This window comes from Melittangium boletus DSM 14713 (assembly GCF_002305855.1).
Classification (GTDB): domain Bacteria; phylum Myxococcota; class Myxococcia; order Myxococcales; family Myxococcaceae; genus Cystobacter; species Cystobacter boletus.
On the sequence record NZ_CP022163.1, the window covers coordinates 8,539,827 to 8,551,816 of the forward strand.

At 67.6% G+C, this 11,990-nt stretch carries 10 protein-coding genes; 4 read left to right on the plus strand and 6 right to left on the minus strand.

From position 1 onward, the window contains the following. The first annotated feature begins 150 nt into the window (after positions 1 to 150). Positions 151 to 1,167, plus strand: coding sequence for an acyltransferase domain-containing protein (locus MEBOL_RS35365; RefSeq protein WP_157823856.1), 1,017 nt, complete (start codon positions 151 to 153; stop codon positions 1,165 to 1,167). Between the two features lie 4 nt (positions 1,168 to 1,171). Here the strand turns inward: MEBOL_RS35365 and MEBOL_RS35370 are convergent, their stop codons facing one another. The 6 genes from MEBOL_RS35370 to MEBOL_RS35395 form a co-directional block, all read right to left on the minus strand. Next, the gene (locus tag MEBOL_RS35370; RefSeq protein WP_245919143.1) at positions 1,172 to 1,675 is read right to left on the minus strand and encodes a DoxX family protein; all 504 of its coding nucleotides are present in this window, start codon (positions 1,673 to 1,675) and stop codon (positions 1,172 to 1,174) included. Between the two features lie 101 nt (positions 1,676 to 1,776). Continuing rightward, positions 1,777 to 3,978, minus strand: coding sequence for a 1,4-alpha-glucan branching protein GlgB (glgB, locus tag MEBOL_RS35375; protein ID WP_095981540.1), 2,202 nt, complete (start codon positions 3,976 to 3,978; stop codon positions 1,777 to 1,779). Next, the gene (locus tag MEBOL_RS35380) at positions 3,975 to 5,312 is read right to left on the minus strand and encodes a phosphotransferase (protein WP_095981541.1); all 1,338 of its coding nucleotides are present in this window, start codon (positions 5,310 to 5,312) and stop codon (positions 3,975 to 3,977) included. Before MEBOL_RS35380 ends, glgB begins: the two co-directional genes overlap by 4 nt. After that, positions 5,309 to 6,970, minus strand: a complete 1,662-nt coding sequence (gene treS, locus MEBOL_RS35385; protein WP_095981542.1) for a maltose alpha-D-glucosyltransferase — start codon at positions 6,968 to 6,970, stop codon at positions 5,309 to 5,311. Before treS ends, MEBOL_RS35380 begins: the two co-directional genes overlap by 4 nt. Before the next feature lie 18 nt (positions 6,971 to 6,988). Continuing rightward, the gene (locus tag MEBOL_RS35390; RefSeq protein WP_095981543.1) at positions 6,989 to 9,001 is read right to left on the minus strand and encodes an alpha-1,4-glucan--maltose-1-phosphate maltosyltransferase; all 2,013 of its coding nucleotides are present in this window, start codon (positions 8,999 to 9,001) and stop codon (positions 6,989 to 6,991) included. Positions 9,002 to 9,362: 361 nt separating this feature from the next. Beyond that, positions 9,363 to 9,569 (minus strand): hypothetical protein, encoded by a 207-nt coding sequence (locus tag MEBOL_RS35395; protein WP_095981544.1) that lies wholly within the window; start codon positions 9,567 to 9,569, stop codon positions 9,363 to 9,365. A gap of 218 nt (positions 9,570 to 9,787) precedes the next feature. Between MEBOL_RS35395 and MEBOL_RS35400 the strand changes: the two genes are divergently transcribed. The 3 genes from MEBOL_RS35400 to MEBOL_RS35410 all read left to right on the plus strand — a co-directional run bounded on the left by MEBOL_RS35400 (position 9,788) and on the right by MEBOL_RS35410 (position 11,972). Continuing rightward, on the plus strand, positions 9,788 to 10,063 hold the full coding sequence (locus MEBOL_RS35400) for a hypothetical protein (protein WP_002620895.1): 276 nt from the start codon (positions 9,788 to 9,790) through the stop codon (positions 10,061 to 10,063). Positions 10,064 to 10,129: 66 nt separating this feature from the next. Continuing rightward, on the plus strand, positions 10,130 to 10,861 hold the full coding sequence (locus MEBOL_RS35405) for a PHP-associated domain-containing protein (RefSeq protein WP_095981545.1): 732 nt from the start codon (positions 10,130 to 10,132) through the stop codon (positions 10,859 to 10,861). Positions 10,862 to 10,877: 16 nt separating this feature from the next. Continuing rightward, entirely contained in the window at positions 10,878 to 11,972 is a 1,095-nt protein-coding gene (locus tag MEBOL_RS35410; protein ID WP_095981546.1) for a hypothetical protein, read from the plus strand. Positions 11,973 to 11,990: the final 18 nt, after the last annotated feature.

The following is an 11,990-nucleotide window of genomic DNA, read 5'->3' on the forward strand; positions in this document are numbered from 1 at the left end:
TCCAGGAAAACTTCTTTCACCTCACAAGGTAAACCGGGTAATAGTCCGTCGGGACTGAATTACTTTGTTGGGGCTGTCCTTTGTTTCGCCGTGAGTGGAACGGCCCCCATCGAGGGAGCGGGTATGTGGAGGACCTCCGAGAAGTCCCCGATGCATCGAGTGGAAGGGGGGAGCCCCAGGCGGCTCCGGCCCGTCTTCGTGTTCTCCGGTCAGGGCTCGCAGTGGGTGGGCATGGGCCGGGCGTTGCTGGAGCGCTCGACGGTGTTCGAGATGGTGCTCAGTGCCTGTGATGCCCAGGTGCGGCGGCGGCTGGGCTGGTCGCTGCTGGACGTGGTGACGGCGCGGGACGCACCGCTTGGGGACATCGAGGTGAGCTGCCCCGCGCTGGTGTCGATGGAGATCGCGCTGGCGGCGCTGTGGCGCTCATGGGGCGTGGAGCCGGCGGCGGTGGTGGGACACAGCATTGGCGAGGTGGCGGCGGCGCACGTGGCGGGGGTGCTGTCGCTGGAGGACGCCATGCGCGTCATCTGCGAGCAGGGCCGTACCATGGGGCAGCTCCGGGGCCAGGGCGCCATGGCGGTGGTGGGCCTGGCATGGGAGCGCGTGGGCGAGGTCCTGGGCGGGAGCGAGGGGCGGCTGTGGCCCCTCATCCACGCGAGCCCCGAGTGGACGGTGCTCGGGGGAGAGCCCGAGGCGTTGGAGGAGGCGCTGGTCGTGCTGCGGGAGCAGGGCATGGTGGCGCGCCGGGTGGACTCGCAGGTGGCGGCGCACTGCCCGCAGGTGGATCCCCTGCGCGAGGGGTTGCGCGAGCGGCTCGCGGACATCCGTCCCCGGCCGGAGCGGCTGCCCGTGGTCTCCACGGTGACGGGGCACGAGCTGCCGGGCCGGCGGTTCGACGCGGACTACTGGGTGCGCAACCTCGCCGAGCCGGTGTTGTTCCGCGAGGGCGTGGACGCGCTGATCGCGGACGGGCACGACATCTTCCTCGAGATCAGCCCCCACCCGCTGGTGAAGCACTGGTTGGAGTCGTGCCTCGCCGACGCGGACCGCGAGGGCCAGGTGCTCGTGTCGATGCGGCGGGGGAGGGATCCCAGCCAGGAGATGCTGGAGACCCTGCGGGTGCTGTCGCGCACGAGCGCGGACTCCACTCCCTGCCTGCACCGCTGAGACGTCAGGCCGTGAGCAGGGACAGCAGTCCGCGCCGGAGGCTCGCCTGGCGCCGCCAGGGAGGCGTCCAGCGGGCCCCGCGCGCGGTGATGGCATGGTGGACGGACACGTCTCCAGGGCCGCTCAGCAGCAGTCCCAGCGCCGTGGCGATGAGCGACAGGTTGAATTCGTAGCCGCCCTGGCGGCTGTCGAAGCCGTTGGGGCCGTGCACCTTGGCGATGGCCACCGCCTGGGTCACCAGCACGGCCAGGGCGGCCACCCGGGTGCCAATCCCCAGCAGGGACAGCACCCCGGCGCTCACCTCGGTCCAGCCGGTGGCGAGGGCCCACGGACGGGCGGGGGTGATGCCCAGCTTCTCGAAGACGTGGGTCGTCTCCTCCAGCCCCTTGGGCCGCAGCTTCTCGATGCCGTGGTAGAGCATCACCGAGCTCAAGGTGGCCCGGAGGGGCAGTGCCGAGTGATGGGCCAGTTGCCCTTCCATTGCCGTCAGGGTTGCCGCCGTCGCCATGTGGGGTCCTCCGCGTCCGGTGTGGTCCCCCAACCGTTCTCATCCCCGCCCGGGGAGGCAACTCTCGCCAGCGGGCGGGGGGGCGAGCGGAGGAAGGGCGCCTATCCGGGGGTGAACCACAGCACCGACAACGGGGGCAGGGTCAGCACGGCCGAGGCTTCCTGACCATCCCAGCTCTGGGGCTGGGTGTGGATGCGGCCCTTGTTGCCCAGGCCCGAGCCGCCGTAGCCGTCGGAGTCCGTGTTGAGCAGCTCCACATAGCCGCCGTGCCGGGGGAAGCCCACGCGGTATTCCTCGCGGGGCACGGGGGACAGGTTGGCGATGCACACCACGTGTCCCCCCGGCTGGCGCGAGCGCCGCACGAAGGCCAGCACGTTGGAGGCGGCCGAGTCCGGTTGCAGCCACTGGAAGCCCATGGGCTCGCTGTCCGCGTCGTACAGGGCGGGGTGGGAGCGGTAGAGGCGGTTGATGTCACCCACCAGGGACTGGATGCCGGCGTGCTCCTTCTTCTCGAGCAGGTGCCAGTCGATGCTCTTGTCGTTGTTCCACTCGGAGGGCTGGCCCAGCTCGCCCCCCATGAAGAGCAGCTTCTTGCCCGGGTGGGCCCACATCCACGCGAACAGCGCCCGGAGGTTGGCGCGCTTCTGCCAGTCATCCCCCGGCATCTTCCCGTAGAGCGAGCCCTTGCCGTGCACCACCTCGTCGTGGCTCAGGGGCAGCATGAAGTGCTCGCTGAACGCGTAGAGCAGGCCGAAGGTGAGCTGGCTGTGGTGGTGCTGGCGGTAGATGGGATCCTTGGAGAAGTACTTCAAGGTGTCGTGCATCCAGCCCATGTTCCACTTGAAGTGGAAGCCGAGGCCGCCCTCGCTCGTGGGCTGGCTCACCTTGGGCCACGCGGTGGACTCCTCGGCGATCATCACCGCGCCGGGGTACTTGGCGCGCACCTTGTCGTTGAGCTCGCGCATGAAGGCGATGGCTTCCTCGTTCTCGCGGCCGCCCCAGCGGTTGGGAATCCACTCGCCCTGCTTGCGGCTGTAGTCGAGGTAGAGCATGGAGGCCACCGCGTCCACGCGCAGGCCGTCCAGGTGGTACTCCTCGAACCAGAAGAGGGCGTTGGCGATGAGGAAGTTGCGCACCTCGTTGCGGCCGAAGTTGAAGACGTAGGTGCCCCAGTCCGGCTGCGAGCCCTGACGGGGGTCCGCGTGCTCGTAGAGCGCCGTGCCGTCGAACTGGCCCAGGGCGTGCGAGTCCCGGGGGAAGTGGCCGGGCACCCAGTCGAGGATGACGCCAATGCCCTGCTCGTGCAGGTGGTTGACGAGGTAGCGGAAATCATCCGGGTGACCGAAGCGGGCGGTGGGCGCGTAGTAGTTGCCCACCTGGTAGCCCCAGGAGCCGCCGAAAGGGTGCTCCGCCACGGGCATCAGCTCCACGTGGGTGAAGCCCGTCTTCTTGAGGTAGTCCGAGAGCGCGTGCGCCATCTCCCGGTAGGTGAGGGGACGGTCGCCGTCCTCCACCACGCGCCGCCACGAGGCCAGGTGCACCTCGTAGACGCTCCACGGCTGGCGGTGCACGTCCTGGGTGGCGCGCGCCTGCATCCACGCGCCGTCCGACCACTGGAAGTGGTTGAGGTCATGCACCACGGACGCGGTGGCCGGAGGCACCTCGGTGCGGAAGGCGAAGGGATCGGACTTGAGGATCCGGTGGCCGCCCTGGCCCGTGCGGATCTCGAACTTGTAGCGCGTGCCCTCGCCGACCTCGGGGATGAACAGCTCCCAGATGCCCGAGGCGCCCATGCGCCGCATGGTGTGCAGCCGCCCGTCCCAGCTGTTGAAGTCGCCCACCACGGACACGCTCTGGGCGGTGGGGGCCCAGACGGCGAAGGCCACGCCGCTGATGCCGTTGTGGTGCACGGGATGGGCGCCCATGCGCTTCCACAGCTCCTCGTGGCGGCCCTCGCCCGCGTAGTACAGGTCCATGTCGCCCAGCGTGGGCAGGAAGCTGTAGGGGTCGCGCAGGGTGAAGGTCTTCTTGCCGGGGTACTCCACCTCCACCTGGTAGTTGAACGTCTCCGTGCGGCCGTTGAGCCGGGCCTCGAAGACGCCATCCTTGCGCTGCGCCATGGGGATGCGTCCCCCGAAGTCGGGCAGGATGTGGATGGCGACCGCGTCCGGACGGTAGGTCCGCACCACCATGCCGTCCCCGTCCGGGTGGATGCCCAGCACGCGGTGCGGCTCGCCGTGACGCAACTCCACGATTTGTTGCAGCTCCGCGTCGATCTGCTGCCGATCCGTCGGCTTCTTCACTTGCGGACCTCCATTCTCATGAGGGCCTGGATGGGGATGCGCACCCAATCCGGCCGGTTCTGAAGTTCGTAGCGCACCTCATAGAGCATTTTCTCCAGCTCGAAGGTGCCCAACATCAAGGTGAAGCTCGCGTCGTCCTGGGGCAGGAAGGCCGCGCCACGCGTGGCGGCGCGGTAGCCCTCCAGGAAGGCCTGGCGCGCGGGCTGGAGGCGATCTCCCTCCGGCTGGCCCTCCAGCCTCACCGTGGCCTCCGCGTAGTCGAACGAGCGCAGCATGCCCGCCACGTCCCGGAGCGCCGAGTACTTCTCCCGGCGCTGGGTGAAGCTGCGGCCCGGCTCGCCCTCGAAGTCGAAGAGGAGCCAATCCCCCTCCGAGCGCAGCACCTGTCCCAGGTGCAGGTCGCCGTGGATGCGGATCTTCTGTCCCGAGGGCTGCACGTGCGCGAGTTGCCGGGCATGGCCGAGCAGATCCTCGCGGCGGTTCTCCAGATCGGGCGTGTGGCGCGCGGCCTGGCTCAGGGTGACGCCCATCTCCCCCACGATGGACGCGCTCCAGCGTTGCAAGTCCTCGGCGAGCAGGGGCTCGGGCGTGAAGGCCGGGTCATCCGTGCTGGAGGCGAGCGCGTGGTGCAGCTCGCCCAGGCGCTGGCCCAGCCGACGCAGGTCGGCGATGAAGTCCTCCGCCAGCACCGGGCCGCGGCGGAAGTTGTCCAGGGTATAGCGCCAGCCGTCGGTGACATCGGGGATGAAGCGATTCACCACGGCGAGCGTGGCGCCCGCGGGCCCCTCGGACTGCAACGCGCCGAGCAGGGTGGGGGTGGCGCGAAAGGACGTCTTCGTCGCCAGGAAGCGGCCCACCTCGTACTCGGGGTTGATGCCGGCCTCCAGCTTGCGGATGACCTTGAGGATGAGCTTCTCGGCCACCACCACGGACGTGTTGCTCTGCTCCACCTGGAGCCGGCGCACGGGCAGCGGAGAGGGCAGGGCGATCAGCCCCTCGGGCGTGTCCAACCACTCGCCCACGAGCTTGCCGGAGGCACTGGCCAGCTCGCGCTTCTCGCGGATGAGCTGGAAGAGCGTGCGCAGCACGTCCACGTCCTCGAAGGCATCCTTCACCCCTTCCTCGGAGGGCAGCACGGGCAGCAGGTAGCGCTCCGGCTGGCCCAGCTCGTAGATGACCTCCACCACGGCGAGGGTGAAGTTGCGGCCACCGGGCAGCTCCACGGTGGCGTGGTCCACGGTGGACACGGACTTGATGGGCCAGGCCTTGCCCGCGAACCAGCGCTGGTTGCGCAGGAAGTCCGGGAGCTTCGTCAGATCGATTGGCGCCGTCATGGCATTCCCCTCCCGGGAGCGAGTTTCTCGAGGCGGAACCACAAGAACATGTAGGGTCCCAACGTGAGCTGATAGGGCAGGCTGGAGATCATGGGGAAGGCGGTCTCGCCCATGAGCTCGATGGGCACCTGGCCCTCCCAGTCCCGCATGTCCAGCACGGCGGGCTGGGCGAAGCGCGACAGGTTGCAGACGATGAGGATGGACTGGCCCTCGTACTCGCGCATGAAGGCGAGCACCTTGCGGTTGTCCGGGTTGAGCCAGCGCAGCTTGCCCATGGCGAAGGCGGGGTAGCGCTGGCGCACGCGGATGAGGCGCTTGACCCAGCTGAGCAGGGACGAGCGCGTGCGCTCCTGGGCCTCCACGTTGATGCTCTGGTAGCCGTAGACGGGGTCTCCAATGACGGGGGCGTAGAGCCGCGCGCCGTCCGCCCGGGAGAAGCCCGCGTTGCGATCGCTCGTCCACTGCATGGGCGTGCGCACCCCGTTGCGATCGCCCAGGTAGATGTTGTCCCCCATGCCAATCTCGTCCCCGTAGTACATGACGGGGGTGCCGGGCAGGGTGAAGAGCAGGCTGTGCATCAACTCGATGCGCCGCCGGCCGTTGTCCATGAGGGGCGCGAGCCGCCGCCGGATGCCCAGGTTGATGCGCATGCGCGGATCATTGGCGTATTCCCGGTACATGTAGTCCCGGTCCTCGTCCGTCACCATCTCGAGCGTGAGCTCGTCGTGGTTGCGCAGGAAGATGGCCCACTGGCAGCTCTCGGGGATGTCCGGCGTCTGCTGGAGGATTTCCACGATGGGCGTGCGGTCCTCGCGGCGCACCGCCATGAAGAGGCGGGGCATGACGGGGAAGTGGAAGCCCATGTTGAACTCGTCGCCGTCGCCGAAATAGACGCGCACGTCGGCGGGCCACTGGTTCGCCTCGGCGAGCAGCATCTTGTCCGGGTACTCGGCGTCGATCGTCTTGCGCAGCTTCTTGAGGAAGGCGTGCGTCTCCGCGAGGTTCTCGCAGTTGGTGCCCTCGCGCTCGAACAGGTAGGGCACGGCGTCGCAGCGGAAGCCGTCCACGCCCATGTTCAGCCAGAAGCGCATGACGTCCAGCATGGCCTCCTGGACCTCGGGGTTGTCGTAGTTGAGGTCCGGCTGGTGGCTGAAGAAGCGGTGCCAGAAGTACTGCTTGGCCACCGGATCCCACGTCCAGTTGGAGCGCTCGGTGTCCAGGAAGATGATGCGCGCTTCCTTGTATTTGTCGTCCGTGTCGCTCCAGACGTAGTAGTCGCGCTTGGGGCTCTTGGGGTCGCGCCTCGCTTCCTGGAACCAGGCGTGCTGGTCGCTCGTGTGATTCACCACGAGCTCGCTCAGGATGCGGATGTCGCGCTTGTGAGCCTCGTCGATGAGCCGCTGGAAGTCCGCGAGCGTGCCGTAGTCCGGGTGCACCGCGTAGAAGTCCGCGATGTCGTAGCCGTCGTCCCTTAGCGGCGAGGGATAGTGGGGCAGGATCCACAGGCAGGTGACGCCGAGATCCTGCAGATAGGGCAGCTTCTCGATGAGCCCCGGGATGTCCCCGTGTCCGTCGCCGTTCGAATCATGGAACGCGCGGATGTGGAGCTCGTAGATGACTGCCTTCTTGTACCAGAGCGGATCCGTCTGGGTGGTCATATCGTGGGTGGACCTGGCCTATTCGTAGTAGTCGAACGCTTGTTCGGAGCGGCGGAAACGATAGATCGCCCAGATGGCCGCGGGCTGTTCGGGTGTCAGCCGGACTTGCGCGGTGGGCCCCTGCCACAGGCTGCGGGTGTCCGTCATCAGTTCGTGCACCTGGTAGGTCTCATCCGGCTGGATGCCCAGCTCCTCCAGGGGCACGTAGAGGACGGAGTCCTGTGCGTTGTACGGATCGAAGCTCACGGCCACCAGTACCTGGCTGGTGCCGTCCGGCGTGCGCTTGGAATAGAACATCACCTGCTCGTTCTCCGAGGGGTGGAAGCGCAGGTTGTCGTAGAGCTGGAAGGCCCGGTGGCGCTGGCGGATGCCGTTGAGCCGCGCGATGTAGTCGCGGATGTTGCCTGGCCGGTCCAGGTCCCACGCCTTGAGCTCGTACTTCTCCGAGTCGAGGTATTCCTCCTTGCCGGGCGCCACGGGAGTGCCCTCGCACAGCTCGTAGCCGCAGTACATGCCCCAGACGCTGGAGAGCGTGGCGGCCATGGCGGCGCGCAACCGGAAGCCGCCGGGACCGCTGCGCTGGAGGAACTCGGGGAGGATGTCCGGCGTGTTGGGCCAGAAGTTGGCGCGCATGTAGTCGGACACGGGCGGTTGGGTGAGCTCCTCCAGGTACTCCTGCATCTCCGCCTTGAAGTTGCGCCAGGTGAAGTAGCTGTACGACTGGCCGAAGCCGAGCTTGGCCAGCGCCTTCATCACCTTGGGGCGGGTGAACGCCTCGGCGAGGAAGATGATGTCGGGGCGCTCCGTCTGCACCTCGCGGATCATCCACGCCCAGAACTGCATGGGCTTGGTGTGGGGGTTGTCCACGCGGAAGATGCGCACGCCCAGGTTCACCCAATGCATCACCACCGACTTGAGCTCCGGCCAGAGCGTGTCGCGCGCGGGGCCGAGCCAGTCGAAGTTGACGATGTCCTCGTAGCGCTTGGGCGGGTTCTCCGCCGTCTTGATGGTGCCGTCGGGCCGGTGGAGGAACCACTCGGGGTGTTCCTTCACGTAGGGGTGGTCCGGCGAGCACTGGTACGCCAGGTCCATGGCGATCTCGATCCCCTGCGCGTTGGCCTCCTTCACGAAGCGCGCGAAGTCCTCGAGCGTGCCCAACTGGGGATGGATGGCCTTGTGGCCGCCCTCGGGGCCGCCGATGGCCCAGGGGCTGCCCACGTCGTCCGGGCCCGCGGTGAGGCTGTTGTTCTTGCCCTTGCGCGCCTTGAGGCCGATGGGGTGCACCGGCGGCAGGTAGATGACGTCGAAGCCCAGGGACTGCACGTAGGGCAGCCACTTCTCCGCGTCCTTGAACGTGCCGTGTGTGCGGCCATCGCGCGGGGCCGAGCGTGGGAAGAACTCGTACCAGGAGCCGTAGCGCGCCTTCTCCCGGTCCACGAACACCTCGAGCACGCGGTCATAGCGCGTGGCCACGGAGCGGTCGGCGTACCGGGACGCCACGCGCTTGAGCTCGGGGTCCACGGCCGCGGCGATGGCGTTGGGGCTCATCCCCTGGTCGAAGAGGGTGGCGGCCTTGAGCATGCGCTCGGCGTCGTCCGGATTGCCGTCCTGCCGCGCGCGCTCCGCGTGGGCACGGAGCATGGCGGCGCCTTCCAACAGCTCGCTGCGCACGTCGCGGCCCACGTCCACCTTGCGTTTGATCTCCGTCACCCAGGTGGCGAAGAAGTCCGGCCAGGCCTCCACCGTGTACTCGTAACGGCCATTGCTCGTCAGGGGGAAGCTGCCTTCCCACAAGTCGTTGCCCTTGGGTGAGGACATGGGCACCTCGGCCCATTCCGTCGCCTGGCTCCTGGGCACCGACTGCCGCCAGCGCACCACGGCCACCAGGACGTCGTGGCCTTCCTTGAAGATGTCCGCCTGGACGGTGAGGGATTCGCCCTCGACCCGCTTCACCGGCCAACGGCCCGCGTCCAACTGCGGCCGGACATTTTCGATGACCGTGCTTCCGATTCGCTCGATTCGCTCGCTCATAGGTAGAAGGCGGCCCCTTATAGGTCCCCGCGCCGGGTTGCCGACGCCGACTTTCACCAGGCGTTGAAGATGGACGCTCCGGGCATCCCGCCTGTTCAAGGGTGAACGGTAGGGACGGGCGGACGAGGTGCACACCCGCGAAGCCCACTTCGTTTCGCCCCATGCCCCGCCGCGTGAGCGGGCGGCCAGTCGAGGGGCACACGGCTCGCCCGATCCTTCCCGGCAGGGAGTCTCAGGGCGAGGACACGTGGGGATGAAGGGGAGGGGTGAAGCGGGAGCGCCCGGGCCGCGCACGGGAGGGAGGACTCACTCCGCGTGGGCCGCGAGACGGAGGCTCCCGGGGAGGGGAGCCAGGGGGGTGCTACGGCTGCGCCGGCTGAGGCTGCGACTTGTGCTTGTAGAAGAGGACCAGCGTGTAGCAGTGGAACTCGTTGTCGCTGGACTGGCACACGATCCGGTCGACGATTTCCAGATCCGAGTTGCTCTTGAGCCAGCGGGTCACGTTCTCGCCCAGCTCCTCCCGCTCCTTTGCCTTCGTCGCGGAGAACACCTTCACGCCCGTGAACATCGCCTTCCACTCCTTGCGCTGTGATTTGTAACTGAGTGTGCGGAAGGTTACCGCGCGCTGTTCTCAGGTGTCAAAAAACCTTACCTCTGGGCAGGCAGCCGTGGGCCCGGGGGTTTCCACCCGCGAGGACATGCCTAGATTTCAGGAGTCGTTGGCTTCGATGCGACGCCCGGGGGAGGGGCCTTCGGGCGGTGGGGATGGGCGAAGGGGGCACAATCATGGACGTGAAGACCAAGAAGGACCTGGCGGTCGACTTCATCAATGAGATCCGCACGATGGATCCCGCCGCGCTCAACGCGTTGATCGTCAAGGAGGCGGGCGAGGATCTGGCCCAGTTCTTCCTCAACTACAGCGCCAATCTCATCTCCAAGGATCCCTCGCGCGTCCTGGAGAATACCTCGTCGCTGATGCTGATGGGCTACCTCATCCGCACCCACGAGGAGCGCAACACCCAGGTGAAGCAGTCCGGCATCCAGGGCTACGCGTTCGCCTGATTCGGGTGGGCGGGGGCGCGCCGAGGCTCGACAGCTCCCACGGGAGCCTGTTAGGGAGCGGCGCTCATGCTCATCGATCTGCACGCGCACTCCTATCTGTCCAAGGATTGCGATCTGGACCCCCGAGCGGTCCTGGATCGCGCCGCCATGTTCGGCCTGGACGGGGTGGCCTTCACGGAGACCAACACCCAGGACGGATGCGACGAGCTGTTCGAGATCGGCGCCAAGGCCAAGGTGAAGGTCTTCGTGGGTCTGGAACTCGTCACCGACCGGGGTCAGTACCTGTGCTTCTTCCCGAAGCCGGAACAGGCGCCCGAGCCGGTGCAGCTCTGGGGCAGCAACCGGGAGAAGCCCTGGAGCGCCGCGGAGTGTCTACCCAAGGTGCGCTCGCTCGGCGCGGCGATCGTCGCGGCCCGGCCCTATGACCGGGACTCGAACCACCCAGCCATGGATTATGTCCGCACGCTCGGGGGACTCGTCTGCGCGGTGGAGGGCTACAACGCCCGCGTGAAGCAGACGGCGAACGACCTGGCGGTGGAAGCCGCCGAGACGCTCAAGGTGCCGTGCACGGGTGGCAGTGACGCGCGGAGCTCGCTCGACGAGGTGGGCTATGGCGCCACCTTCTTCAAGAAGCCGGTGAAGACGCAGGAGGAACTCGTGGCCGCGCTGCTGGCCGGGGATTTCAACCCCGTCATGGCCGGCGAGCTGCCTCGCCTCACCCGTCCGGGAGAAGCCCAGGCGGCCCGCGCCGCGGGAGCCAAGCGGCGGGGTGGGGGCGGGGGCCGTCGGCGCCGCTAGACGTGACGGAGCTCGAATGGACTTCGTCACGAGTGATCTCCAGCAGTTGCGCTCCTTCGCGAAGCGGCGGCTCGCGCAACCCCATGGCCCACAGCTCTGTCGCTTCCTGGAGGGGGTTCGCTGGGAGGACGCGCCTCGGGATCAGCTGCTCGTGCCCGAGGAGCTGAGTCTGGGCTTCCACACCCCGTGGTGGGCGCTCTATGGCGAGGAGCAGCGGCTCGCGCTCAACCACTGGATCTACATGCTGATGTACTACCGCATCAGCGATGGGGAGCGCTTCGTCGTCGTCACCAATGACGCCGTGGCGGATTTCCTCCAGGGGTTCGAGCCCGACGTCGCCCAGCTGTTGCGGCTGGAGGCGGACGAGGAGCGCGATCACATCGCGGCGTTCGAGCGGGTGCGTGCGGTGCTCACGCGGCGCCATGGCGTCGAGGGGCTGAGGATGCCCGTCAAGCCCTTGCGCCCGTACATCGTCTCGACGCGGACGATGCGCTTCCTGTTGCGGCACTTCGGCGCGGACTTCGTCGCGTCCTACTACCTGGGCCGTGGCATCGTGAACCACCTGGGCAAGGCCTTCGAGACGCAGGTGGAGACCGTGGACGGAGGCGCCGCGGTGCTCTCCCGCCTGGCCCATCTGCACACCGTGGACGAGAACCGGCACATGGCGGTGTCCCGGATGATGGCCGCGTGCACCCATGAGCTGGTGGAGCGGCGGCGGAACACGAGTCCCCTGTATGAAGCCCTGCACCATGCCCTCCAGAACGTCATGGTGACGTACACGCTGTCCGACCGGCTCACCAAGCGGCAGGAGCGCGCCATGTCCCTGCATGTCCTGCCGCGGATGCGCGCCCTGCGGGACGTGCCGCGCGAACAGCTCGAGGCCACCATCGACGCCCACTTCACCGGACTCAACGGCCTGGAGCGCGTCCGCAACGTCTTCATGCCCCGCTTCAACCAACGGATCCTGGAGCGTGCGTGTCTCTCGCTCGAGGAGAAGCGCGACTGGTTCGAGCTCATCACCTCGCTGCAAGGCAACCTGCGCTACTTCCCCGACCATTATGTGCCGGGCATTGGCACGGTGGCGGCCACCCAGAATTCAACACCTCGTTGACTCCCTCCGCATGACCCG

Coding starts and splice junctions, on each gene's coding strand:
- MEBOL_RS35365 (WP_157823856.1), top strand. CDS start 151: ATGCATCGAGTGGAAGGGGGGAGCCCCAGGCGGCTCCGGCCCGTCTTC.
- MEBOL_RS35405 (WP_095981545.1), top strand. CDS start 10,130: ATGCTCATCGATCTGCACGCGCACTCCTATCTGTCCAAGGATTGCGAT.
- MEBOL_RS35390 (WP_095981543.1), bottom strand. CDS start 9,001: ATGAGCGAGCGAATCGAGCGAATCGGAAGCACGGTCATCGAAAATGTC.
- treS (WP_095981542.1), bottom strand. CDS start 6,970: ATGACCACCCAGACGGATCCGCTCTGGTACAAGAAGGCAGTCATCTAC.
- MEBOL_RS35380 (WP_095981541.1), bottom strand. CDS start 5,312: ATGACGGCGCCAATCGATCTGACGAAGCTCCCGGACTTCCTGCGCAAC.
- MEBOL_RS35400 (WP_002620895.1), top strand. CDS start 9,788: ATGGACGTGAAGACCAAGAAGGACCTGGCGGTCGACTTCATCAATGAG.
- MEBOL_RS35395 (WP_095981544.1), bottom strand. CDS start 9,569: ATGTTCACGGGCGTGAAGGTGTTCTCCGCGACGAAGGCAAAGGAGCGG.
- MEBOL_RS35370 (WP_245919143.1), bottom strand. CDS start 1,675: ATGGCGACGGCGGCAACCCTGACGGCAATGGAAGGGCAACTGGCCCAT.
- MEBOL_RS35410 (WP_095981546.1), top strand. CDS start 10,878: ATGGACTTCGTCACGAGTGATCTCCAGCAGTTGCGCTCCTTCGCGAAG.